Raw genomic sequence first — 24,583 nt, 5'->3', positions numbered from 1 at the left:
CCGATCCGGCCCCCGGGATCCGCAGGTCACCGATATCCGGAACTGCCCGCCCGTTACGTGCTCTTGACGGCGCAACAACCTCACCAGCACCATCAGGCAACTCGGAAACCCGTACGCCCCCACGCGTACAGGTTTCGTGGAATCACGGAATCCGGAGCCCCCCACATGAAACTCTCCGTTCCCGGACGTACCGCCGCGGCCGTCGCCGTGGCCGTCGCCGGACTCCTCACCACCAGCGCGATATCCACCGCCGCGCCCGCGCCGAAGGCCGACGCGCCCAAGGCGGCCGCCGCGCCCGACATCTCCGTCGCCAACGTCAAGGCGCACCTCGCCGACCTGCAGTCCGTCGCGGACGCCAACGGCGGCAACCGCGCCCACGGAAGCGCCGGCTACAAGGCCTCCGTCGACCTCCTGAAGAAGAAGCTCGACGACGCCGGATTCACCACCTCCGTCCAGGAGTTCACGGCCGGCGGCAAGACCGACTACAACCTGATCGCCGACTGGCCCGGCGGCGACGAGAGCAAGACCGTCATGGCGGGCGCCCACCTCGACAGCGTCTCCGACGGGCCCGGCATCAACGACAACGGCTCGGGGTCCGCCGCCGTCCTGGAGACCGCGCTCACCGTGGCCCGCGAGCAGTACAAGCCCGCCAAGCACCTGCGGTTCGCCTGGTGGGGCGCCGAGGAGATCGGCCTGCTCGGCTCCTCGCACTACGTCGACAGCCTGCCCGGCGGCGACAGCTCGAAGATCAGCGCGTATCTGAACTTCGACATGATCAGCTCCCCCAACGCCGGCTACTTCGTCTACGACGACGACCCCGCGATCGAGAAGACCTTCAAGGACTACTACGCGGGTCTGGACATCGCCACGGAGCCGGACGACGAGGGCGACGGCCGCTCCGACCACGCGCCGTTCCAGCAGGCGGGCGTCCCGGTCGGCGGCCTGTTCACCGGCGCGGAGACCACCAAGTCGGCGGCGCAGGCGCAGAAGTGGGGCGGCACGGCGGGCGAGCCGTTCGACAAGTGCTACCACTCGTCCTGCGACGGGTCCTCGAACATCGACGAGAAGGCGCTCGACCGCAACAGCGACGCGGTGGCGTACGCGGTGTGGGGGCTGTCCTCGTAACCGCTGAGCGGCCTCCCTGAGGACCACCCCTGGACGCGATTGGATGCGCGTGCATATAGTGCACACGCATCCAATCGCCGTACGCAAGTACCCAGGGGGATCCCATGACCCGCAAGTTCCTCTTCGTCCTCGGCAGTGCCCGTCCCGAGGGCAACACCGAGCTCCTGGCCCGCAAGGCCGCCGAGCAGCTCCCCCCGGACGTCGAGCAGCGCTGGCTGAACCTGGCGGAACTGCCGCTGCCCGACTTCGAGGACCAGCGGCACGACGACTCCCGCCCGCGGGCCCGCACGCGCCCCACCGAGGGCAACGAGGCGCTGCTCCTGGACGCCACCCTGGAGGCGACGGACATCGTCATCGCGTCGCCGCTGTACTGGTACTCGGTCTCGGCCACCGTGAAGCGCTACCTCGACTACTGGGACGCCTGGCTGGAGACCCCCGAGATCGACTTCAAGGAGACCCTGAAGGGCCGCACCCTGTGGGGCGTCACCGCGCTCGCGCACCGCGAGGAGGAGGTGGCGGACCCGCTGATCGGCACGCTGCGCAACTCCGCGGCCTACTTCCCGATGCGCTTCGGCGGCGTCCTGCTCGGCAACGGCACCCGGCCGGGCCACGTCCTTGAGGACGCCGACGCCCTGGCCCGCGCCAAGACGTTCTTCGCCGGGGAGCCGGAGCTGGCCCGCTTCCCCTACGACAAGGCGTAGGCCCCCGCATCACGCGCCCGCGTCACCGGCAGGGGCGCGACGTCACGCCATGATGTCCTTCGCCCCGAACCGCGCCCACGCCGCGGAGCCGAAGACAGCCGCGTACAAGCCCTGCATCTGCAGGTTCTTGAGGATGTCGGCCCAGTAGACCGGCTCGCGCATCAGGTCGGCGAAGGACAGCCAGTAGTGCGAGAAGAAGTACGGGTGCAGGGCGTCCAACTGCGGGATCTGGTCGAGGATCTGGACCGTGATCAGCAGCCCGACGGTGGTCGCCATCGCCGCGATGCCGCTGCTGGTGAGCGTCGACACGAACAGGCCGAGCGCCGCGACGCCGACCAGTGACGCGGCGACCACCAGCGCGATGAGCAGGGCCCGCAGCAGCCCGTCGCCGAAGCTCATCCGGGTGCCCGAGATCGTGGTGACCTCGCCGAGCGGGAAGAGCAGCGCGCCCGTCGCGAGCGCGGACGTGGCGACGACCAAGGTCGCGACCAGGCAGAACGTCAGCGTGGTCGCGTACTTGGCGAGGAGCAGGCGGGTCCGCCCCGCGGGCGCGACGAGCAGATAGCGCAGCGTGCCCGCGCTCGCCTCGCCGGCCACGGCGTCGCCCGCGACCACGCCGATCGCCATCGGCAGGAAGAACGGCAGCGTCGCGGCGAGCGCGGTGAAGACCAGGAACAGGCCGTTGTTGGTGATCTGCGCGATGAAGGCGGGCCCGCCCTCGCCGCTCCCGCCGATGGTGGAGCCGTCACTGGTCTCGATCCTGACGGCGACACCGACCAGGACGGGCACGGCGGCGAGCACCCCCAGCAGCGCGAGCGTCCGCCAGCGGCGGAAGGTGATCGCGAGCTCGCTGCGGAAGAGCCCGAGGGTCCAGATCCGCCGCCGCTGCCGGGGACCGGACGCCTCGGATACGTTCATGACCTCAGCCCGCGACATCGAAGCCCTCTCCCGTCAGCGCCACGAACGCGTCCTCCAGCGAGGCCCGTTCGAGGCCGAAGCCGCGGACGCGGACGCCCGCCTCGACCAACGCGGCGTTCAGATCCGCCAGTTCCACGTCCTGCCCGAACGCGTCCTGGCCCGGCGGTTCGCCGGTCACGCGGTCCTCCGTCACGACGAGGTCCGCCACGCCCCGCTCCTTCAGGACGCGGGCCGCGTCGCCCGGATCCGGTGTCGTCACGACGAGCCTGCCGCGCGCGCCCGCCGCCAGCTCGGCGACCGGGGCCTGGGTGATCAGACGCCCCTGGGTCATCACGGCCGCGTGCGTACAGACCTGCTCGATCTCGTCGAGGAGGTGCGAGGAGAGGAAGACGGTCGTGCCCTCCGCCGCCAGCTCCCGCACCAGCGTGCGGATCTCGCGCATGCCCTGCGGGTCGAGGCCGTTCGTCGGCTCGTCCAGGACGAGGAGCCCGCGCGGCTGGAGCAGCGCGGCGGCGAGCCCGAGCCGCTGCTTCATGCCGAGGGAGTACGCCTTGGCCTTCTTGCCCGCGGCGGACGTCAGGCCCACCCGGTCCAGGGCCGCCTCCGCGCGCCTGCGCCGGGTGCGGGGATCGGCGGTCGGGTCGGCGGAGTCGTACCGCAGCAGGTTGTCGCGGCCCGACAGGAAGCCGTAGAGGGCGGGGCCCTCGATCAGGGCGCCCACGTGCGGGAGCACGGCCCGCGCGCCGCGCGGCATGGCCTGGCCGAGGACCTTGGCGCGGCCGGACGTCGGTTCGATGAGGCCCATCAGCATGCGGATGGTGGTCGTCTTGCCGGAGCCGTTCGGTCCGAGGAACCCGAAGACGCTGCCTTCGGGGACGGAGAGGTCGAGCCCGTCGACGGCGAGGTGTTTTCCGTAGCGCTTGGTGAGCCCGCGCGTCTCGATGACGTGCTCCACCGCGCTGCCGCTGGTACCCGGCACGTTGCCCTCCCGTCGCCCGACGAGACGGATGGAAGGTGCCCTTCCGGCACCTTCCATCCGCCGTTCCCCTCTGTCGTACGCACCGTTAGTGCGCCGCGTTCGCCGCCTTCACGAGTGCGTCCTTCGTGACCGCGCCCACGTAGACCTTGCCGTCCTCGGTGACGAGGGCGTTGATCAGGCGGGTCGAGAAGACCGTGCCGGAGCCGAACTTGCCGCTGACCTGGTCGCCCAGCGAGTCCAGCAGCTTCTGCGCGTCCGGCGGCACGTCGCCCGAGCCGGCGCTCGGCAGGCCCTGGCCGCCCGGCAGCTTCAGCTCGGCGATGGAGCTCCAGCCCTCACCGACGACCTTGAGGTCGTTGAGGTCCTCTTCCTTGAACTGCTTGCCGCCCTTGTCCTTGAAGCCACGCTCGTCAGCGGCGTGCTCGTCGGCCTCGGTGACCTTCGCGCCCTTGGGCGGCGTGAAGTCGAAGGTGGACGCGGACGGCTTGCCGAAGTCGACCTTCGTGAAGCCCGCGTCGATCACCGCGGCGCCGCCGGAGGCCGGGGTCAGGGTGAACTTGAGCGGCGTACCGGTCTTGGCGTCGACCGCGACCGTGATCTGGCCGACCGTCGAACCGGACTGCTTGGGCTTGACGACCAGGCGGTACGCGTCGCGGCCCGCGACCTGCGCGGTGCCGTCGACCTTCACGGACGTCGTGTCGTCGACGGCCTTGAGGGCCTGCTCGGCGAAGTCCTTGGGGGTGGCGGGGAGCTCCTTCGCCACGTCCTTGGGCACGTCCTTGCCGGTCTTGCCCGCGCCCTTGCCGGAGGCGTCCGCGGCGCCCTGCGCGTGGTAGGCCTCGTTCGACCTGCTGTCGTACGCCCACAGGTCGTCGCCGTTGTGGATCAGGCTGTACTCGGCGGCGTCCTCCAGGACGGACACCTTCTGCCTGTCGGGGCCGTCGGCCGCGACGCGCAGCGTGTGCGTGCCGGACGCCAGCTCCATCAGCTTGCTCTTGGGGTCGGCGGCCGAGCCCTCGCCGTCGCCGTCCTCGCCGTGGTCCGAACCGCCGCCACCGGCGAAGCCGCCCGCCATGCCGCCCATCGACGGCAGGCCCAGATCGGTGCTGATCTTGACGTTGCCGGAGAGCTGCTGTGTGTCGGACGCGGCGATCTTCTCGATGAGCTCCTGCGCCGTGATCTTCGGCAGATCCGGGTCGCCCGACGTGGCGAGCGCCGGGACGAGCCCGATGGTCGCCGCCGCCACCCCCGCCACCGCGACCGGGACCACGTAGCGCGCCGCCTTGCGGCGGCCGACGCGCAGGTCCCCGGCCTCACTGGTGTCCTGTTCCGGTTCGTACGGTGCCATTGTGTGCCCTACCTCCGTGGTCGGCGGCGGCCTTTTCCCTGTACGTGCCTTCGTCCACCCCGCGCCGCCATTCTCACCCGAATTGGTCAGGAGTGGTTGTCCTTGTTGGACTCCATCCGACCAAATCGGCCAGGAAGAAGCGTCAGACCCCGGGTGCAACTCCACGTACTCCCGCGGGATGACACAAAACGGCGGCGCCTCCCCCGACCCGTAGGGGATGGCACCGCCGATCGACAGGGGTACGCGCGGTGACGCAGCTCACGCGGCCGTGGCCGGCGGACCTCAGCCCGCGCGGTGCACCACCAGGTCGCAGAGCTCCACCAGCGCGGCCTTCGCGTCGCACTCCGGCAGCGGCGCCAGCGCGGCCCGCGCGTCCTCCGCGTAACGGACGGTGTCCCTGCGGGCGTGCTCCAGAGCGGGGTGCACGCGGAGCCGGGCGAGCGCCTCGGCGTGCCGGGCGTCGTCGGTGAGGTCGGAGGCGAGCAGCTCGCTCAGGGCGATGTCCTCGGCGAGGCCGAGCCGCGCCACGCGCTCGCGCAGGCGGAGCACCGGCAGCGTGGGGATGCCCTCACGCAGGTCCGTGCCCGGCGTCTTGCCGGACTCGTGCGAGTCGGAGGCGATGTCCAGCACGTCGTCGGCGAGCTGGAAGGCGACGCCGAGCCGCTCGCCGTACTGCGTCAGGACGTCCACGACGGTCTCGTCGGCGCCCGACATCATCGCGCCGAACCGGCAGGCCACGGCGACCAGCGAACCGGTCTTGCCGCCGAGCACGTCGAGGTAGTGGTCGACCGGATCGCGTCCCTCGGACGGCCCCGCGGTCTCCAGGATCTGGCCGGTGACCAGGCGTTCGAAGGCCTCCGCCTGGATGCGGACGGCCTCGGGGCCGAGGTCGGCCAGGATGTACGAGGCGCGGGCGAAGAGGAAGTCGCCGGTCAGGACGGCGACGGAGTTGCCCCAGCGCTGGTTGGCGCTGGGGACGCCGCGGCGCACGTCCGCCTCGTCCATCACATCGTCGTGGTACAGCGTCGCGAGGTGTGTGAGCTCGACGACCACGGCGGAGGGCACGACGCCCGGCGCGTAGGGGTCGCCGAACTGGGAGGCGAGCATCACGAGCAGGGGGCGGAAACGCTTCCCCCCGGCACGGACGAGGTGCTGGGCCGCCTCGGTGATGAAGGGGACCTCGCTCTTGGTGGCCTCGAGCAGGCCCTCCTCGACAGCCGCCAACCCTGCCTGGACATCGGCTTCGAGAGCCTGGTCCCGCACGCTCAGCCCAAAAGGCCCGACGACGGTCACGAGAGGTTCTCCTGTCTGCTGACGATCACATGGCGAACTCGGTCGATCATTGGATCTCGGTCGATGACACGGTTTGTCGATGTGTCGCTGCCATCACTCAAGTCAGCGTATCCGGTCGACTTTCGATCACAGCGAGCACCTGCCCGCACATGTGCGGCCGGGCAGAGTGCAATCTCCCCCGGTATGTTCTTGATCAGCCCATAAGACTGACAGGACCTCCCTGCACCAGAAGAACCGTAAAGACCGGGAGCAGCCGCTTTGTCCCGTACTACGGCCGAGTACGAGCCGCCCGCAGAGCCGCCGACGGATCCGCCGCCGGGCGACGACCACGCCTTCTTCGGGCAGCCACGCGGCCTGCTCACCCTCTCCGGCCTGGAAGTCTGGGAACGCTTCTCGTTTCTGGGCATGCAGGCCATCCTGGTCCTCTACTTCGCCGACTCCGTCGCGAACGACGGCATGGGGATGGCCCCCGGGACGGCCGCGTCGGTCTCCGCGGCGTACGGAACGCTGGTCTACCTGGTCTCCGTGGCGGGCGGCTGGCTCGCCGACCGCATCCTCGGGTCGTACCGCGCGGTGCTGTGGGGCGGCATCCTCATCGCCTGCGGCCACTACTCGATGGCGGTGCCGACCCCGACGATGACGTGGGTGGGCCTCGGCCTGATCAGCGCGGGCACCGGGCTGCTCAAGCCGAACGTCGCCTCGATGGTCGGCAAGCTCTACCGCACCGAGGACGAGCGCCGCGACGCCGGCTTCGCGCTCTACTACATGGCGATCAACGTGGGCGCCTTCGCGGGCCCCCTGATCACCGGCTGGCTCGGCGACCACAAGGGCTGGCACTGGGGCTTCTCGGCGGCCGCGATCGGCATGACCTTCGGTCTCGTCCAGTACGTGGCGGGACGGCGGCACCTCGCCGGGCGCAAGGCGTCCGCCGAGTTCGCCCTGCCCCTGGACGCGATGCGGCGGGCGATCCTGATGATCGTCGCCGGGACCGTCCTGGTCGCCGCGGTCGCGGGGCTGCTCGCCGCCGTCGGCTGGCTGACCATGGACCGCTTCGTGGACCTGCTCACCCTCATCTCGGTGATCGCGCCGGTCGTCTACTTCGCCGTGATGTTCCGCAGCCCGCGCGTGACGTCCGAGGAGCGCCTCCGCTTGCGCCCCTACGTGGTCCTCTTCCTCGCCTCGGTCGTCTTCAACTTCATCCTGTTCCAGGCGTACTCGACGATGATGCTGCTCGCGTCGACCAACGCCAGGACCGAGATCCTGGGATTCCACTTCCCCGCCGGCTGGTACGCGTCCGCGCTCGGCGCCTTCGAGGTCGCGCTCGCCCCGGTGGTCGCAGCCGTCTGGGCACGGATGGGCCCGCGCCAGCCGCACGCCTCCAACAAGATCGCGTTCGGTGTGATCCTCGGCGGGCTGTCGTTCCTGCTGATGGTCCTGCCCACCTCGGGGCACAGCGGCGACACGTACAGGATGGCCGCCTGGTGGATCGTCGGCTCGTACCTGCTGCTCGGGCTCGGTGACATCCTCCTGGAGACCTCGGGCATGTCGGCGACGACCAAGCTCGCCCCGAAGGCCTTCGCCAGCCAGACCATGGCGCTGTGGTTCCTGTCCCTCGCGCTCGCCAACGGCATCCAGGCACAGGTGGTGAAGCTCTACGGAGAGGTCTCCCACCCGGCGTACTTCGGCGTGAACGGCGGCATCGCCGTGGTCGCGGGCATCGCCGTGATCGCGCTCGCGCCGTGGCTGCGCCGCACCATGCACCCCGTCCACTGAGGGCACCCCGCCCACCGAGGACATCCCGTCCACTGAGGTTCCTCCCATGTCGCACCCGAAGATCCAGACCGATTTCCCGTACGAGACCACCCACGAGGACATCCGCGTACCCCTCGCCGACGGGACGAAGCTGTACGCGCGCGTGTGGAGGCCGGTCACCGACGAACCCGTCCCCGTGCTCCTCGAGTACCTCCCCTATCGCCTGAGTGACTGGACGGCGCCCCGCGACTGGCAGCGCCACCCCTGGTACGCGGGCCACGGCTACGCCTCCGTGCGCGTCGACGTCCGCGGGCACGGCAACAGCGAGGGGCTACCCACCGACGAGTACTCGGCGCAGGAGCTGTCCGACGGCGTCGAGGTGGTGAACTGGCTGGCCGCGCAGCCCTGGTCGAACGGCAGGGTCGGCATGTTCGGCATCTCCTGGGGCGGCTTCAACTCCCTCCAGATCGCGGCGCTCGCGCCCGAGCCCCTCAAGGCGATCGTCACGGTCTGCTCCGCGGACGACCGCTATGACAACGACGTGCACTACATGGGTGGTTCCGTCCTGGCGGTGGACATGCACGCGTGGGCGGCGACGATGCTGGCCTTCGTGTCGCGCCCGCCGGACCCTCGGTTCGTGGGCGACGCGTGGCGCGAGATGTGGCTGACGCGCCTCGAAGCCGTGGACCCGTTCATCCACACCTGGCTGGACCACCAGACCCGCGACGACTACTGGCGGCACGGCAGCGTCTGCGAGGACTACTCCGCGATCGGCGCCGCCGTCCTCGCGGTGGGCGGCTGGCACGACCCGTACCGCGACACGGTCCTGCGCCTGGTCGAACACCTCCCCGACGACCGGGTACGAGGGCTGATCGGCCCCTGGTCGCACCAGTACCCGGACCGCGGCCTGCCGCCGGGTCCCGCGATCGGCTTCCTCCAGGAGACGCTGCGCTGGTGGGACCACCACCTCAAGGGCGTCGACACCGGAGTGATGGCCGAGCCGAAACTCCGCTCCTGGATCAGCGATTCGCATCCGCCCGCGACGGTGTACGAGGAGATGAGGGGCGGCTGGGTCGGCGACCCCGCCTGGCCGTCACCGAACGTCACCCCCACCACCTACGCCCTCCAGGGCAGCCCTCTCATCGTCGACTCCCCCATGCACACAGGGCTGGACGCCGGCCGCTTCTTCCCCTTCGGCAACGACGCCGACCTGCCGCCCGACCAGCGGGACGAGGACGCGAAGTCGGCGTGCTTCGAGTTCGAGGTCCCTTCGGAGGTACGCGTTCTGGGGCGCCCCGCGGTGACGCTGCGGCTGCGCATGGACGTGCCCTACGGGCAGGCCGTCGCCCGCCTCTGCGACATCGCGCCCGACGGCTCGTCCACCCTCGTCACCCGGGGCGTGCTCAACCTCTCGGCCCGGCACGGCAGGGACCGCGCGGACGCCTGGCCGCTCGGCGCCACCGAGGACGTGACCTTCGAACTCAACGGCGTCGGCCACACCTTCCCGCCGGGCCACCGCATCCGCCTCGCGGTCTCCTCCGCGTACTGGCCGTGGATCTGGCCGCAGGCCGACTCGGCGGGCTTCACCCTGGAGCCGGTGGGCAGCTCGCTGGAACTGCCGGTGCGCGAGGGCGGCTTGGACCCGTCGATCACCTTCGAGGCCCCCGAGCAGTCGGAGCCGCTCGGCGTGGTCTTCCCGGCGACCCTCGACGAACAGCGCCCCGAGCGTCTCGTCGTACGCGATGTCGCCAAGGGCGAGTGGCGCCTGGAGGTCGACCCGCGCTACGGCGGCACGCGCGTGTACCCCGACGGTCTGGAGTTCACCGAGGACGCCCTGGAGACGTACACGATCAACGAGGGCGACCCGCTGAGCGCCCGCACCCGCTCGGACTGGACCATCCGCCTGCACCGGCCCGACCTCTCCTGGGACGTGACGGTCGAGACGCGCTCGGAGATCACGTGCGACGCGGCGGACTTCATCACCTCGAACGAGGTGGTGTGCAAGGACGGGGGCGAGGTCGTCTTCCACCGGACGTGGGAGAAGCGGATCCGGCGGACGGCAGGCTGACTAGGCCTTCTCCAGAAGGCGCTCCAGGACGACGGCGATGCCGTCTTGTTCGTTCGACAAAGTCAACTCATCGGCTACCGCCTTGAGTTCGTCGTGGGCATTGGCCATGGCCACGCCGTGCGCCGCCCACATGAACATGGGGATGTCGTTGGGCATGTCCCCGAAGGCGACCGTGTCGGCCGCCGTCAGCCCGAGGCGCTCGGCGGCCAGCGCGAGCCCGGTCGCCTTGGTCACCCCGCACGGCTGGAGCTCCACGGTGCCGGGCCCCGACATCGTCACGGTGGCGAGCGAGCCCACCGCGTCGCGCGCCACCGCCGCCAACTCGTCGTCCGCCAGCGTCGGATGGCGCAGCAGGACCTTGCTGATGGGCTCCTCCCACAGCACTCCACGGCCGGGCACGCGCACCGCGGGCAGCGTGGGGTGCGGCATCTCGTACCCCGGTTCGATGAGCGTGAGGCCGTCCACGCCGTCCTGGTCCACGGCCGCGTAGACCTGCCCGACCTCCGCCTCGATCTTGCCGAGCGCGGCCTCGGCGAGCTCGCGGTCGAGGGTCACCGACCACTCCATGCGGTCCGCCCCGGCGTCGTACAGCTGCGCTCCCTGCCCACAGACGGCCAGGCCGTCGTAGCCGAGGTCGTCGAAGAGGGGCCGCACGCGCGGCGCGGGCCGGCCGGTCACCACGAGGTGCCTCGCACCCCCCTCACCGGCGGCGGCCAGCGCCCGCCGGGACCGGTCCGAGACCGTGTCGTCGCCGCGCAGCAGCGTCCCGTCCAGGTCAGTGGCGATGAGTGCATATGCGAGGGGAGCGGCCATGATCCAGAGAATACGGATCCTGGGCCCCACCGGAAGCTGCTTGGCAAGGTGCATGTGGGGCTGGTGGCGGCCGGGCCGACTGTGGTTCACCAGAAAGTGGACCCTGTCATTCCGCAACACCGCGTTCCGCGACACCGCATTCCGCGACACCGGACCCGGGCGACACACGTCTCACCACGTACTCGTTTGGTAACCGCGGGAGGCGCTTTCCCTCTTGTCACCGCACAGCCAGTAGTTTTGGGCACGAGCACGTCGCCGAGAGTGCGCACGAGACGGGGGAAGACACATGGGGGGCCATCGGCCGTCGGACTGGCATGTCTTGGATCTGGAGAAGGATCCGACGCCGGGGGATCCGCAGCGGGTCCGCAAGCTCGCCGCGAATCTCCACGACTTCGCCGATGACGTGGGCAGGGTGCTGCGGGACATCAAGGGGATGGCGGGCGAGGACGCGATCCTGCAGTGGGCCGGGCAGACCGCGGAGGCCTTCACCGAGAAGTTCGAGGACGCGCCCGGCAAGCTGAAGAAGCTCAAGAAGAGCTACGAGATGGCGGGCGACGCGCTGTCCGGGTACTGGCCCGAGCTGGAGCGTGCCCAGACCCTGGCCGACAAGGCGCTGGTCAAGGGCCGCGAGGCCCAAGCCGATCTGTCCTCCGCCAAGTCCCGTCTCTCCTCGGCCGATTCGTGGGTGGAGCGGGCCGGCAAGGAGGCCGACAAGTACAAGGACGACGGGGGCAAGTCCGGCAAGGACGTGCCCAAGCCGGACGAGGACAAGGTCCGCGCCGCCACCCGTAACGCAGCCTCCGCCGAGAAGGCCCAGAAGTCCGCCCAGGGTGATGTCGACTCCGCTCAGAGCGCGCTGGACGCGGCGAAGAAGATGGCCGCGGACGCCCGCAAGATGCGCGAGGAAGCCGCCGGGACCGCGAAGCGGAAGATCGACGAGGCCTCGGACGCGGGGATCCAGAACCGCAAGTGGTGGGAGGAGATCGGCGACTGGGTCTCCGACAACTGGGACACCATCGTCGCCGTGTGCAAGGTCGTCGTCGCCGTCGTCGGGGTAATCGCGATGATCGTGGGCGGGCCGATCCTCGCCGCCATCGTGATCGTCGCCGGAGCCATCGTCCTGGCGGACACCCTGAGCAAATACGCCAAGGGCCAAGCCACCCTCATGGACGTGGCGTTCTCCGCCATGGACTGCGTCCCCGGCATGAAGGGCATCACCACCGCCGCCAAACTCGCCAAGGGCGCGAAGGGCCTGAAGGCCGGAGTGAAGGGCCTCGGCAAGAACGCCGACGACGCCCTCAAGAGCGGCGCCAAGGGAGCCGACAACCGCGCCGCCGACGCCGTGACGTCCCGGGGCTCCGACCCGATCGACATGGCCACCGGCTTCATGTTCCTGCCGCAGACCGACATCACGCTGCCGGGCACCCTGCCGCTGGCCTTCCACCGCCGCGTGTCCTCCGGCTACCGCACCGGCTGGTGGTTCGGGCCCACCTGGGCCTCCACCATCGACCAGCACCTGGAGGTCCACTCCGGAGGAGTCGTCCACGTCACCGAGGACGGCCTGCTGCTCGCCTACCCCCACCCCGTCGAGCCCGGCACGCCCGTCCTCCCGGAGGCCGGCGCGCGCCAGCCCCTCACCCGGCTCGACGACGGCGGATACCGGATCGACGATCCGTACACCGGCCACACCCGCTTCTTCGCCGCGCCCGTCGACGGCGTCGCACTGATCCAGCGGATCACCGACCGCAACCACAACCGCATCGACTTCGACCACGACGAGGACGGCACCCCGCTCGCCATCCGGCACTCGGGCGGCTACCACCTCAAGTTGACCGTCGACGAGGGCCACATCACCTCGCTCGTCCTCGTGGGCGGCTCGGCGGACGGCTCGGACCTCACCGTCAGGACGTACGAGTACACCGACGGCAACCTCACCACGGTCGTCAACAGCACCGGCCACCCGCTGGTGTTCACGTACGACGAGCGGCTGCGGGTCACCTCGTGGACCGACAGCAACGGCAGCCGCTACGACTACGCGTACGACGCGCTCGACCGCTGTGTCGCCGAGGGCGGTGAAGCCGGGCACATCGCCATCACCCTCGACTACGACGGCCGCTGCGCCGACTGGCCGGGCGCCCGCGTCACCACCCTGACGACCGCCGAGGGCGCCGTCACCCGCTTCGTCGTCAACGACAACAGCCAGGTCGTCGCCGAGATCGACCCGCTCGGCGGCACCGTCCGCACCACCTGGGACGAGCACCACCGCCCCCTGTCCCGGACCGACGAGCTGGGGCGCACGACGCGGTACGAGCGCAACGGCCTCGGCCACCCCACTCTGGTGACCAGGCCCGACGGGAGCACCGTCCAGTACGCCTACGACGACGCCCTCGCCCTGCCGACGGCGGCGCGCCTCCCCGACGGGACCAGCTGGCACCGTGCGTACGACGCGCGCGGCAACTGCACGGCCGTCACGGACACGGACGGCGCGACCTACCGCTACGGCTACTCCGCGCAGGGGCACATCACCTCGATCACCGACCCGCTGGACCACACCACCACGGTCGAGTGCGACCCCGCGGGCCTGCCGCTGAGCTCGCGCGACCCGCTGGGCGGCACCACCCGGTGGGCCCGCACCGCGACCGGTCTGCCCCACCGGTTCACCGATCCGCTGGGCCGCACCACCCGCTTCACCTGGTCGACGGAGGGCCTGCTGACCAGCCGCGCCACCGCGGACGGGGCCGCTGAGACCTGGGAGTACGACGGGGAGGGCAACTGCGTCAGTCACACCGACGCGACGGGCGCCGTCTCACGGTTCGAGTACACCCACTTCGACATGTTGTCCGCCCGCACCGACCCCGACGGCGCGCGCTACACCTTCCGGCACGACCCCTCGCTGCGGCTCACCTCGGTCACGAATCCGCAGGGGCTCACCTGGCAGTACACCTACGACGACGCCGGGCGCCCGGTGTCCGAGACGGACTTCGACGGCCGCTGCGTCCACTACACCCACGACGCGGCGGGCCAACTCGTCGCACGCACCGACGCCCTCGGCGGGCGCGTGGAGTACGCGCACGACAGCCTGGGACGGGTCGTCCGGTCCGACGCCGAGGGCGCGGTCACGGAGTACGCCTACGACCCGGCGGGCCGCCTCGTCCGCGCGACCACCGCGGACAGCACGCTCACGCTGCGCAGGGACGCGGCGGGCCGCCTCGTCTCCCAGAGCACCGACGGACGCGAACTCACCCACGCGTACGACGCGTTGGGCCGCGTCGTCAGCCGCACCACGCCGAGCGGTGCGACGACGACCTGGTCCTACGACGCCGCGGGCAACCGGAACGGGGCGAGCGCCTCGGGCCACGCGCTCCGCTTCGAGTACGACGCGGCGGGCCAGGAGGTCGCCCGGCACATCGGGGCCGAGCTCACCCTCACCCACTCCTTCGACGAACAGGGCCGCCTCACCGCGCAGTCCGTGACGGCGGGCGGCACGCGCCGCGTCCAGCACCGCGCCTACCGGTACGGCGGTGACGGCAGCCTCCTCGGCGTCGACGACCAGCTCTCCGGGAGCCGCAGCTTCGGCCTCGACGCGGCGAAGCGGGTCACGGCCGTGCACGCCGACGGTTGGAGCGAGCGGTACGCCTACGACCAGGCGGGCAATCAGACCGAGGCCGCCTGGCCGAGCACCCACCCCGGCCAGGACGCGGTCGGCACGCGCGCCTACGAAGGGACCCGCCTCACGCGCGCGGGCCGTGTCCGGTACGAGTACGACGCGTTGGGCCGCGTCGTCCTGCGGCAGCGGACCCGGCTCTCCCGCAAGCCGGAGACCTGGCGCTACGAGTGGGACGTGCAGGACAAGCTGCGCTCCGTGGTCACTCCGGACGGCACCCGGTGGACGTACCGGTACGACCCGCTGGGGCGGCGCTCGGCCAAGCGGCGGCTCGCCGACGACGGCCGTACCGTCGTCGAACAGGTCGACTTCACCTGGGAGGGAACGACGCTCTGCGAGCAGACGACCCGCGCGCGGGACCTGCCCCACGAGGTGACGCTGACCTGGGACCACGATGGTCTGCGGCCGCTGACGCAGCTGGAGCGCATCACCGCGCCCGCGGTCGGCAAGGCCTCCTCCGACGGCCTCGGAGCCGCGGGAGCCGTCGGGCTCCTCGACGCACCCCCGGCCCCCCAGCAGGAGATCGACTCCCGCTTCTTCGCGATCGTCACCGACCTCATCGGCACGCCCACCGAACTCGTCGACGAGCAAGGCGACATCGCCTGGCGGACCCGCAGCACCCTGTGGGGCACCACCGCCTGGGAATCGGGCAGCACGGCGTACACACCGCTGCGCTTTCCCGGCCAGTACTTCGACCCCGAGACGGGCCTCCACCACAACTACTTCCGCCACTACGAACCGGAGACCGGCCGCTACGCCACCCCGGACCCCCTCGGCCTCGCCCCCGCGCCCAACCCGGTCTCCTACGTGGCCAATCCCCACACCTGGAGCGACCCGCTCGGCCTCTCGCCCTACCCGTACGGCCAGGGCTTCCCGGACCGGAAGCTGCCCCGCGACAAGCACGGCAACCCCGCGCCCGACCCCGCCGCCGAGGGCTATCCCCACACACAACTCGGCATCAAGCCGGGTCGGCGCGACCGGTACGCGCAGGCCCGTGAGTTCGACGCGGACGGCCAGCCGGTGCGCGACATCGACTTCACGGACCACGGGCGGCCGCAGAACCACGACAATCCCCACCAGCACCGATATCTTCCGAACCCCACAGGCGGAACCCGGCAGAGGGGCCCCGCCGAACCGCTCGAATGGCCGTGACCATGCCCGACACCTCAGACGCCGGAGACGACATGAAAGCCGCGGACGACAGGAACACCGCGGACACCCTGCGGATCCCGATGCACGGCCCCGAGGGGCACTTGGTCACCCTCTCCGACGTGCTGGCCCACGTACCCGAGGAGCGCGGGGCGGCCTGGACCTGGCGCGTCCTCGAGTTCACCGGCGTCGGGGAGATGCCGGGCGGCCTCTCCGTCGAGGAGTTCGAGGAGGCCGCCCTGGAGTCCCCCACCGGGCTCCCCTTCGACTGGCCCGCCCTGCGGGACTTCGCGGGGCGGGTCGAGCAGGTGCAGGACCTGATCCTCATCGCCGTCGAAGAGGGCACGGAGCCCGACCCGGCGGCCCTGGAGGCCATGGACCTCTCCGGCAGCCCCTTCGTGATCGAGGCGGTCGACAGCACGGAATGGCAGGTGACCGACCGGACGCGGTAGGCGGCGCCGGTCAGCCTCGTGACGACGTTGCGAACTCTTTAAGCACTGCCGTAACCGGGGGCTCCACACGTAACGTGTGGCACACCCCTATGGAAAGCGAGGCAGGTACGCATGTCCGAGCAGACCCCGCTCGACCCGGCCGCCGGCGACTCCGCCGCCCTCCCCGGAGGGGGCGCCACCGGCCTCCCCGAGGGTGACCCCTTCGGCCTGCCCGAGGGCGACCCCTTCGGACCCCACAACCTCCCATACGGCGTGTTCTCCCTGTCCGGTGAGGACGACGGCCGGCGCAGGGTCGGGGTGCGGCTCGGCTCGTACGTCCTGGACGCGGGCGCCGCGGCCGCCGCGCTCGGCTCCCCCTACGTCTCGCTCCTCGCGCGGCCCACGCTGAACCCGCTGCTCGCCGCGGGCCGCACCGCGTGGTCCGACGTGCGGCGCGCCCTGACGGCGTGGGTCACGGTCCCGTCCCACCGCGACACCGTGCGCCCCCTGTTGCACCCGCTCTCCGACGTGACCCTGCACCTGCCGTTCGAGGTCGCGGATTACGTCGACTTCTACGCCTCGGAGAACCACGCGACGAACCTGGGCAAGATGTTCCGCCCGGACTCACCGACGCCGCTGACGCCCAACTGGAAGCACCTGCCCATCGGTTACCACGGGCGCTCCGGCACCGTCGTGGTCTCCGGCACCGACGTCGTGCGGCCGACGGGCCAGCGCAAGGCGCCCGCCGACCCGGCCCCGGTCTTCGGCCCTTCGGTCCGGCTCGACATCGAGGCGGAGGTCGGCTTCGTGGTCGGCGCGCCCTCCACGCCCGGAACTCCCGTTCCCCTGGCGGACTTCCGGGAGCACGTCTTCGGACTCACCCTCCTCAACGACTGGTCCGCGCGCGACATCCAGGCCTGGGAGTACGTCCCGCTGGGCCCGTTCCTCGGCAAGTCCTTCGCCACGTCGGTGTCCGCGTGGATCACGCCGCTCGAGGCACTGGACGCGGCGCGGACCGCTCCCCCGGAGCGCACGCACCAGCTCCTGCCCTACCTGGACGACTCGACGGAGGCGGCGGACGAGCCGGGCGGCTACGACCTGCGCATCACGGTCACGCTCAACGGCCAGGTCATCTCCGAGCCGCCGTTCGCCGGCGTCTACTGGACGGCCGCGCAGCAGCTGGCGCACATGACGGTCAACGGCGCCTCGCTGCGCACCGGCGACCTGTACGGCTCGGGCACGGTCAGCGGCCCCGAGGCCGGCCAGTACGGCTCCCTGATCGAGATCACCTGGAACGGCCGCGACCCCCTCGAACTCCCGGACGGCAAGCGGACGTTCCTGGAGGACGGCGACGAGGTCACGCTCTCGGCGTGGGCACCGGGCCCGGGCGGGACGAAGGTGGGGCTGGGCGAGGTGACGGGCCGGATCGTGGCGGCGCGCTGAGCCGGGCCGTTTGTGTCAACTGCTTGACACAACGCTCCGACTGAGGTGAACTTGTACTCAGCGCTTGATACAATCAGGCGCTGAGTACAGGTCCGGGCCCGACCACCCGGCACCGCTCCATCGGGGGTCCACACATGCACGGCAGCAGCACCGGCACCACTCATCCACCCGCCACGTCCGGCCTGCCCCTCCCGCCGGAGGCAACCGCCCGCGCCCGCGTCGATCTGTACGCCCGCTGGGCCGGCCTCGCCGCGGGGGCCGCCGCCGCGTGGGCGGTGGCATCCCGGGACGACGGCCTGGGGGTCGGAATCCTCTACGCCATCCCGGCGTTCGGGCTCTGCGCCGTCGCCGGGGTCCTGCTCGGCGACGCGCTCACGCCACCGCCGCGCGGCCCGGTCCGCAGCGCCGGCCTCGCACCCCGCAGAGCCCGGGACCACGTGCCGCCCCGGATGACCCGACTGCTCGCCGCGCAGGCGCTCGCACTCGTCACCCTGCTCGCCGTCGCGGCGGCCACCGCTTCGGCGGACGACCAGGGCCGCGCCGGGCGCTCCCTCTCCGCCACCTGCCAGGGCATGACGTCGACAGTGGGCCCCTGGCCCGGGCTCTTCTACGGCATCCCGGTCCTCGCCTCGCTCGCCGTCGGCACGGCCGCCTGCGCGTGGTCCCTGCGCAGGATCGCCCGCCGCCCCGCGGAGGAACAGCCGCGCCTCGACCGGGCGTTGGCGATCACCGCGGCCTGGGGGCTGCTGGTCTCCACGCCGCTGCTCGGCGCCACCACCTTCGCCTCCGGCGCCCTGCTGAGTCTCGACTGCGCGGGCACGTCCGGCTCCGCCTGGATACTGATCCCCGTGGGCCTCTCCGCCCTGGCCACCATGACGTGGTGCCTCACCGCGATCGTCTCGCCCCGGGCCGACCGCCGATGACGGGCCCGGCCGTCCGGGTCGACACCACGAGCCCCGTCCCGCCCTACGAACAGATCCGGGCCCGGCTCGCCGCCCTGATCACCTCGGGCCGCCTCCCCGAGGGCGAACGCCTCCCGCCCGTCCGCCAACTCGCCGCCGACCTGGGCCTCGCGGCAGGCACGGTCGCCCGCGCCTACCGCGAACTGGAAGCGGCGTCCCTGATCCGCACCCGCCGCGGCGCGGGCACGAGGGTGGCCCCGCTTCCGGCGGCTCCCGCGGGCCCCGACCCGGCTCAACTGGCCTCACTGACCGAGCAGTTCATCACCGCGGCCCGCGCGCTCGGGGCGGACGACGCGGAGGTGGCGGCAGCGGTGAGGAAGGCACTGGACGGCATGTGAAGCGGCGGAACGCCCCCGGCAGTCAAGTCTTTGACGCTCGGGCACATGAACGTGAAGTCAGGCCGAAGGCCCGGCACCTCGGCTCCGCAGGAGCCGCGCACCCCGGCCCGAGGCAGACCAGCCCGGGGGCCGACCCCGGCATCCGGCCGGGCCGGGGAACCACGCACCCCTAAGAGGTCCAGTCCGGCTCCTCGTCCCCCCAGTCCGGCTCCATCTCATCGCTCAGCGGCAGCTCCGCCCCGCCGGGCGCGGAATCCACACCGGACTCACCACCCCCGGCCGCGGCCGCGGGCGCCCCGCCCAGGAACTCCGCGACGACGCCGACCACCCCCTCGCCGTACGTCGCCCGCTTCTTCTCGCCGACTCCGCTGATGCCCGCCAGGTCCCCGACGGACGTGGGACGCAGCGTGGCGAACTCCCGCAGCGTGGCGTCGTGGAAGATCACGTACGCGGGGACGCCCTGCTCCTTGGCCTGGGCGGCACGCCAGGCGCGCAGGGCCTCGAAGAGCGGCACCGCCTCCTGGGGCAACTCGGCGGCCGCCGCCGCGGACTTCGCCTTGCGCTCGCCCTTGGTGGCCCGCGCCGCGGCGGTCCGCTTGGGCTCCTTGCGCAACCGCACCTCGCGCTCGCGGCCCAGGACGGAACCGCTGGTCTCGGTGAGCACCAGCGTGCCGTACTCCCCTTCCACCGCGATCAGGCCCTGTGCCAGCAACTGCCGCACCACACCCCGCCATTCGGCCTCCGCCAGCTCCTCGCCGATGCCGAAGACGGAGAGCTGGTCGTGGTCGAACTGGATGACCTTGGCGGTCTTCTTGCCCAGGAGGATGTCGATGATCTGGCCCGCGCCGAACTTCTGGCCGCGCTCGCGCTGCAGCCGCACGACCGTGGAGAGCACCTTCTGCGCCGCGACCGTGCCGTCCCAGGTCTCGGGCGGGGTGAGGCAGGTGTCGCAGTTCCCGCAGGACTGCGCGGCCGCCTCCTGACCGAAGTAGGTGAGCAGTTGGGCCCGGCGGCACTGGGCGGTCTCGCACAGCGCCAGCATCGAGTCCAGATGGGAGGCGGCCCGGCGGCGGAACGCCTCGTCGCCCTCGCCGCCCTGGATCAACTTTCGCTGCTGGACGACGTCCTGGAGGCCGTACGCCATCCAGGCCGTGGAGGGCAGGCCGTCACGGCCCGCGCGGCCCGTCTCCTGGTAGTACCCCTCGACCGACTTCGGCAGGTCGAGGTGGGCGACGAAGCGGACGTCCGGCTTGTCGATGCCCATGCCGAAGGCGATGGTGGCGCAGACGACGAGGCCCTCCTCCCGCAGGAAGCGGGACTGGTGGGCCGCGCGGGTGCCGCCGTCCAGGCCCGCGTGGTACGGGACGGCCTCGATGCCGTTCCTGCAGAGGAACTCGGCGGTCTTCTCCACCGAGTTGCGCGAGAGGCAGTAGACGATGCCGGCGTCGCCCGCGTGCTCCTCCTTCAGGAAGGACAGGAGCTGCTTCTTCGGCTCGGCCTTGGGCACGATGCGGTACTGGATGTTGGGCCGGTCGAAGCTCGCCACGAAGTGCTTGGCGTCCGGCATGCCGAGCCGCTGCGTGATCTCCTGGTGCGTGGCGTGCGTGGCCGTGGCCGTGAGCGCGATGCGGGGCACGTCCGGCCAGCGCTGCCCGAGCACCGAGAGCGCCAGGTAGTCGGGGCGGAAGTCGTGGCCCCACTGCGCGACGCAGTGCGCCTCGTCGATGGCGAAGACCGAGATCTTGCCCCGTGACAGGAGATCAAGGGTCGCGTCGAGGCGCAGCCGCTCCGGGGCGAGATACAGCACGTCGAGCTCGCCGGCGAGGAACTCCGCCTCCATCACGCGGCGCTCGTCGAAGTCCTGCGTGGAGTTGATGAACCCGGCCCGCACGCCGAGCGCCCGCAGCGCGTCCACCTGGTCCTGCATGAGCGCGATGAGCGGGGAGACCACGACGCCCGTGCCCGGTCTGACCAGGGCCGGGATCTGGTAGCAGAGGGACTTGCCGCCGCCGGTCGGCATGAGGACCACGGCGTCCCCGCCGCCCACCACATGCTCGATGATCGCTTCCTGCTCGCCGCGGAAGGCGTCGTACCCGAAGACGCGATGGAGCGTACGCAGCGCGTCGCTCTCCGTCACCTCACCCATGCCACCGATCCCATTCATCGCCCTGCCCCCGTACGTCGCGCTTCGACCACTGCCTCCACGATAGGGCCCCGCTCGGACACCCCGAGAAGTTATCCACAGGCTGGGGGCCGCGTCCGGACATCCCGCGCACCGTCCCCGCACCTGTCTCCGAACACGCTTCCGCCCGGCGCCCCGTCTCACGAGGGGTGCCGGGCGGCAGACGCGTACGAGAAGAGACGTACGAAGGAGATCCGGCTACCGGACGAAGACTCCCGCCTGGTTCGCCAGATCCAGGAAGTACTGCGGGGCCACACCGAGCACCAGCGTCACCGCGACGCCCACCCCGATCGCCGTCATCGTCAGCGGGGAGGGCACGGCGACCGTGGGGCCGTCCGCCTTCGGCTCACTGAAGAACATCAGGACGATCACGCGGATGTAGAAGAACGCGGCGATCGCCGACGACAGGACACCGACCACGACCAAGGCGCCCGCCCCGCCCTCCGCCGCCGCCTTGAACACCGCGAACTTGCCCGTGAACCCGGACGTCAGCGGAATGCCCGCGAAGGCGAGGAGGAAGACCGCGAAGACCGCGGCGACCAGCGGGGACCTGCGTCCGAGCCCCGCCCACTTGGACAGGTGCGTGGCCTCGCCGCCCGCGTCCCGCACCAGCGTGACGACGGCGAAGGCGCCGATGGTCACGAAGGAGTAGGCGGCCAGGTAGAAGAGGACCGAGGAGACGCCGTCCGGGGTGGTCGCGATGACACCGGCGAGGATGAATCCGGCGTGCGCGATCGACGAGTACGCCAGGAGCCGCTTGATGTCGGTCTGGGTGATCGCGACGATCGCGCCGCCCAGCATCGTGATGATCGCGATGCCCCACATGACCGGACGCCAGTCCCAGCGCAGGCCCGGCAGGACCACGTAGAGGAGACGGAGGAGCGCGCCGAACGCGGCCACCTTCGTCGCCGCCGCCATGAAACCGGTGACCGGCGTCGGGGCGCCCTGGTACACGTCCGGGGTCCACATGTGGAACGGCACCGCGCCCACCTTGAAGAGCAGCCCCATCACCACCATCGCGACGCCGATCAGGAGCAGCGCGTCATTGCCCATGGTGTCGGCGAGCGCCGGGTCCACGGTCTTCACGTTGCCCTCGACGACGTTCGCGATGGTCGCGTACGACACCGAACCCGCGTACCCGTACAGGAGCGCGATGCCGAAGAGCGTGAACGCCGAGGCGAACGCGCCGAGCAGGAAGTACTTGACGGCGGCTTCCTGCGACATCAGGCGCTTGCGGCGGGCGAGCGCGCAGAGCAGGTACAGCGGCAGGGAGAAGACTTCCAGCGCGATGAAGAGCGTCAGGAGGTCGTTGGCCGCGGGGAAGACGAGCATGCCGCCGATGGCGAAGAGCGCCAGCGGGAACACCTCGGTGGTGGCGAACCCGGCCTTGGTGGCGGCCTGTTCGCCCTCGCTGCCCGGCACCGATCCGGCCTGCGGCACGAACGAGTCCACGCGGTTGCCGTGCGCCACCGGATCGAGGCGCCGCTCGGCGAAGGTGAAGATCGAGACGAGCCCCGCCAGCAGGATCGTGCCCTGCAGGAAGAGCGCGGGTCCGTCGACCGCGATGGCGCCCATCGCGGCGATCTGGGCCTTCGTGGTGCCGAAGCCGCGGGCGGCGAGCCCGACGACGGCGGCGAAGGCGGCGCAGAGCGCCACCACGGAGACGAACAGCTGGACGTAGTAACGGGACTTGCGCGGGACGAAGGCTTCGATGAGCACTCCGATGACGGCCGCGCCGATGACGATCAACGTCGGCGACAGCTGCCCATACTCGATCTTGGGCGCGTCGATCTTGTCGATCGGATCGGCCGCCATTGTCCACAGGCTGTGGACGGCTGATGCGCTCACTTGGCCGCCTCCACCTCGGGCTCGGGGTCCTTCTTCTGTACGTCGGACATGGTGTGCTTGACCGCCGGGTTCACCAGGTCGGTGAGCGGCTTCGGGTAGACCCCGAGGCCGATCAGGAGCGCGATCAGCGGGGCGACGACGACCAGTTCACGCACCCGCAGGTCGGGCATGGCCGAGACCTCCGCCTTCACGGGGCCCGTCATCGTCCGCTGATAGAGGACGAGGGTGTACAGCGCGGCGAGCACGATGCCGAGGGTCGCGATGATCCCGACCACCGGGTAGCGCGCGAACGCGCCGACCAGGACCAGGAATTCACTCACGAAGGGCGCGAGCCCCGGCAGCGAGAGCGTCGCGAGACCACCGATCAGGAAGGTGCCCGCGAGGACCGGGGCGACCTTCTGCACGCCTCCGTAGTCCGCGATGAGGCGCGAGCCGCGGCGCGAGATCAGGAAGCCGGCGACCAGCATCAGCGCGGCGGTGGAGATGCCGTGGTTGACCATGTAGAGCGTCGCGCCGGACTGGCCCTGCGAGGTCATCGCGAAGATGCCGAGGATGATGAAGCCGAAGTGCGAGATCGACGCGTACGCCACCAGGCGCTTGATGTCGCGCTGGCCGACGGCGAGGAGCGCGCCGTAGATGATGCTGATCAGGGCGAGGACGAGGACGACGGGCGTCGCCCACTCGCTCGCCTCGGGGAAGAGCCCGAGGCAGAACCGCAGCATCGCGAACGTGCCGACCTTGTCGACGACGGCCGTGATCAGTACGGCGACGGGGGCCGTGGACTCCCCCATCGCGTTCGGCAGCCAGGTGTGCAGCGGCCACAGCGGCGCCTTCACCGCGAAGGCGAAGAAGAAGCCGAGGAACAGCAGCCGCTCGGTGTTGGTCGCCATGTCGAGCGAGCCGTCCGCGCGCGCGGCGGAGATCTCCTGGAGCGAGAAGTTCCCCGCGACCACGTAGAGCCCGATGACCGCGGCCAGCATGATGAGGCCGCCGACGAGGTTGTAGAGGAGGAACTTCACGGCCGCGTACGAGCGTTGGGCCGAGGCGTTCTCGTCGCTGCCCGCGTGGGCGCGGTCTCCGAAGCCGCCGATGAGGAAGTACATCGGGATGAGCATGGCTTCGAAGAAGATGTAGAAGAGGAAGACGTCGGTGGCCTCGAAGGAGATGATCACCATCGCCTCGACGGCCAGGATCAGGGCGAAGAAACCCTGAGTGGGCCGCCACCGCGACGACTTGGTTTCGAGGGGATCGGCGTCGTGCCACCCGGCCAGGATGATGAAGGGGATCAGCAGGGCGGTGAGCGCGATGAGCGCGACGGCGATGCCGTCGACCCCGAGCTCGTACCGCACCCCGAAGTCCTTGATCCAGGCGTGCGACTCGGTCAGTTGATAGCGGTCCCCGTCCGGGTCGAACCGCACGAGCACGGTCACGGCCAGGGCCAGCGTGGCGAGCGAGACGAGCAGCGCGAGCCACTTGGCGGCGGTCCGCCGGGCGGCCGGAACGGCTGCCGTGGCGATCGCGCCGACCGCGGGCAGGGCCGCCGTCGCTGTCAGCAGAGGAAAGGACATC

At 71.1% G+C, this 24,583-nt stretch carries 17 protein-coding genes; 9 read left to right on the top strand and 8 right to left on the bottom strand.

The window, feature by feature from the left end; genetic code table 11:
• Positions 1-165 precede the first annotated feature (165 nt).
• Together ACZ4D5_RS17175 and ACZ4D5_RS17170 are read left to right on the top strand one after the other, a co-directional pair.
• The gene (locus tag ACZ4D5_RS17175) at positions 166-1,125 is read left to right on the top strand and encodes a M28 family metallopeptidase (protein WP_467773206.1); all 960 of its coding nucleotides are present in this window, start codon (positions 166-168) and stop codon (positions 1,123-1,125) included.
• A gap of 104 nt (positions 1,126-1,229) precedes the next feature.
• Positions 1,230-1,826: a flavodoxin family protein gene (locus ACZ4D5_RS17170; protein WP_467773205.1), complete on the top strand. Its 597-nt coding sequence runs from the start codon at positions 1,230-1,232 to the stop codon at positions 1,824-1,826.
• Between the two features lie 42 nt (positions 1,827-1,868).
• Here ACZ4D5_RS17170 and ACZ4D5_RS17165 read toward each other — a convergent pair whose 3' ends face one another.
• From ACZ4D5_RS17165 to ACZ4D5_RS17150, 4 genes are all read right to left on the bottom strand, one after another.
• On the bottom strand, positions 1,869-2,744 hold the full coding sequence (locus ACZ4D5_RS17165) for an ABC transporter permease (RefSeq protein WP_467773204.1): 876 nt from the start codon (positions 2,742-2,744) through the stop codon (positions 1,869-1,871).
• A 4-nt stretch (positions 2,745-2,748) separates the two neighbouring features.
• Positions 2,749-3,723, bottom strand: coding sequence for an ABC transporter ATP-binding protein (locus ACZ4D5_RS17160; RefSeq protein ID WP_467773203.1), 975 nt, complete (start codon positions 3,721-3,723; stop codon positions 2,749-2,751).
• A gap of 85 nt (positions 3,724-3,808) precedes the next feature.
• Entirely contained in the window at positions 3,809-5,071 is a 1,263-nt protein-coding gene (locus ACZ4D5_RS17155; protein ID WP_467773202.1) for a LolA family protein, read from the bottom strand.
• Between the two features lie 282 nt (positions 5,072-5,353).
• Positions 5,354-6,364 (bottom strand): polyprenyl synthetase family protein, encoded by a 1,011-nt coding sequence (locus ACZ4D5_RS17150; RefSeq protein WP_467773201.1) that lies wholly within the window; start codon positions 6,362-6,364, stop codon positions 5,354-5,356.
• 258 nt (positions 6,365-6,622) lie between these two features.
• Between ACZ4D5_RS17150 and ACZ4D5_RS17145 the strand changes: the two genes are divergently transcribed.
• Positions 6,623-8,137: a peptide MFS transporter gene (locus tag ACZ4D5_RS17145; protein ID WP_467773200.1), complete on the top strand. Its 1,515-nt coding sequence runs from the start codon at positions 6,623-6,625 to the stop codon at positions 8,135-8,137.
• 46 nt (positions 8,138-8,183) lie between these two features.
• Positions 8,184-10,184, top strand: coding sequence for a CocE/NonD family hydrolase (locus tag ACZ4D5_RS17140; RefSeq protein WP_467773199.1), 2,001 nt, complete (start codon positions 8,184-8,186; stop codon positions 10,182-10,184).
• On the opposite strand, the gene ACZ4D5_RS17135 is transcribed toward ACZ4D5_RS17140, so the two are convergent.
• Complete coding sequence (locus ACZ4D5_RS17135) at positions 10,185-10,997, bottom strand: HAD family hydrolase (protein WP_467773198.1); 813 nt, start codon at positions 10,995-10,997, stop codon at positions 10,185-10,187. It abuts the gene before it with no gap.
• Positions 10,998-11,283: 286 nt separating this feature from the next.
• Between ACZ4D5_RS17135 and ACZ4D5_RS17130 the strand changes: the two genes are divergently transcribed.
• From ACZ4D5_RS17130 to ACZ4D5_RS17110, 5 genes are all read left to right on the top strand, one after another.
• Complete coding sequence (locus ACZ4D5_RS17130) at positions 11,284-15,813, top strand: RHS repeat-associated core domain-containing protein (RefSeq protein WP_467773197.1); 4,530 nt, start codon at positions 11,284-11,286, stop codon at positions 15,811-15,813.
• Between the two features lie 2 nt (positions 15,814-15,815).
• Positions 15,816-16,262, top strand: coding sequence for a hypothetical protein (locus ACZ4D5_RS17125; protein ID WP_467773196.1), 447 nt, complete (start codon positions 15,816-15,818; stop codon positions 16,260-16,262).
• Between the two features lie 111 nt (positions 16,263-16,373).
• Positions 16,374-17,684, top strand: a complete 1,311-nt coding sequence (gene fahA, locus ACZ4D5_RS17120) for a fumarylacetoacetase (RefSeq protein ID WP_467773195.1) — start codon at positions 16,374-16,376, stop codon at positions 17,682-17,684.
• Between the two features lie 134 nt (positions 17,685-17,818).
• Positions 17,819-18,607 carry a hypothetical protein gene (locus tag ACZ4D5_RS17115; RefSeq protein WP_467773194.1) on the top strand — a complete coding sequence of 263 codons (789 nt, stop codon included), beginning with the start codon at positions 17,819-17,821 and terminating at the stop codon, positions 18,605-18,607.
• Positions 18,604-18,984, top strand: coding sequence for a GntR family transcriptional regulator (locus ACZ4D5_RS17110; RefSeq protein ID WP_467773575.1), 381 nt, complete (start codon positions 18,604-18,606; stop codon positions 18,982-18,984). Before ACZ4D5_RS17115 ends, ACZ4D5_RS17110 begins: the two co-directional genes overlap by 4 nt.
• 169 nt (positions 18,985-19,153) lie before the next feature.
• Here the strand turns inward: ACZ4D5_RS17110 and recQ are convergent, their stop codons facing one another.
• The 3 genes from recQ to ACZ4D5_RS17095 all read right to left on the bottom strand — a co-directional run bounded on the left by recQ (position 19,154) and on the right by ACZ4D5_RS17095 (position 24,582).
• Positions 19,154-21,148 carry a DNA helicase RecQ gene (gene recQ, locus ACZ4D5_RS17105; RefSeq protein ID WP_467773193.1) on the bottom strand — a complete coding sequence of 665 codons (1,995 nt, stop codon included), beginning with the start codon at positions 21,146-21,148 and terminating at the stop codon, positions 19,154-19,156.
• A 216-nt stretch (positions 21,149-21,364) separates the two neighbouring features.
• Positions 21,365-23,014, bottom strand: a complete 1,650-nt coding sequence (gene nuoN, locus ACZ4D5_RS17100) for an NADH-quinone oxidoreductase subunit NuoN (RefSeq protein ID WP_467773192.1) — start codon at positions 23,012-23,014, stop codon at positions 21,365-21,367.
• The gene (locus ACZ4D5_RS17095; RefSeq protein WP_362342732.1) at positions 23,011-24,582 is read right to left on the bottom strand and encodes an NADH-quinone oxidoreductase subunit M; all 1,572 of its coding nucleotides are present in this window, start codon (positions 24,580-24,582) and stop codon (positions 23,011-23,013) included. Before ACZ4D5_RS17095 ends, nuoN begins: the two co-directional genes overlap by 4 nt.
• Position 24,583 lies beyond the last annotated feature (1 nt).

The sequence above is a fragment of the Streptomyces sp. NPDC025651 genome (genome assembly GCF_055558735.1).
This window is presented reverse-complemented; position numbering and strand designations above follow the sequence as displayed.

Coding starts and splice junctions, on each gene's coding strand:
- ACZ4D5_RS17175 (WP_467773206.1), top strand. CDS start 166: ATGAAACTCTCCGTTCCCGGACGTACCGCCGCGGCCGTCGCCGTGGCC.
- ACZ4D5_RS17170 (WP_467773205.1), top strand. CDS start 1,230: ATGACCCGCAAGTTCCTCTTCGTCCTCGGCAGTGCCCGTCCCGAGGGC.
- ACZ4D5_RS17165 (WP_467773204.1), bottom strand. CDS start 2,744: ATGAACGTATCCGAGGCGTCCGGTCCCCGGCAGCGGCGGCGGATCTGG.
- ACZ4D5_RS17155 (WP_467773202.1), bottom strand. CDS start 5,071: ATGGCACCGTACGAACCGGAACAGGACACCAGTGAGGCCGGGGACCTG.
- ACZ4D5_RS17140 (WP_467773199.1), top strand. CDS start 8,184: ATGTCGCACCCGAAGATCCAGACCGATTTCCCGTACGAGACCACCCAC.
- ACZ4D5_RS17135 (WP_467773198.1), bottom strand. CDS start 10,997: ATGGCCGCTCCCCTCGCATATGCACTCATCGCCACTGACCTGGACGGG.
- ACZ4D5_RS17130 (WP_467773197.1), top strand. CDS start 11,284: ATGGGGGGCCATCGGCCGTCGGACTGGCATGTCTTGGATCTGGAGAAG.
- ACZ4D5_RS17125 (WP_467773196.1), top strand. CDS start 15,816: ATGCCCGACACCTCAGACGCCGGAGACGACATGAAAGCCGCGGACGAC.
- fahA (WP_467773195.1), top strand. CDS start 16,374: ATGTCCGAGCAGACCCCGCTCGACCCGGCCGCCGGCGACTCCGCCGCC.
- ACZ4D5_RS17115 (WP_467773194.1), top strand. CDS start 17,819: ATGCACGGCAGCAGCACCGGCACCACTCATCCACCCGCCACGTCCGGC.
- ACZ4D5_RS17110 (WP_467773575.1), top strand. CDS start 18,604: ATGACGGGCCCGGCCGTCCGGGTCGACACCACGAGCCCCGTCCCGCCC.
- recQ (WP_467773193.1), bottom strand. CDS start 21,148: ATGAATGGGATCGGTGGCATGGGTGAGGTGACGGAGAGCGACGCGCTG.
- ACZ4D5_RS17095 (WP_362342732.1), bottom strand. CDS start 24,582: ATGTCCTTTCCTCTGCTGACAGCGACGGCGGCCCTGCCCGCGGTCGGC.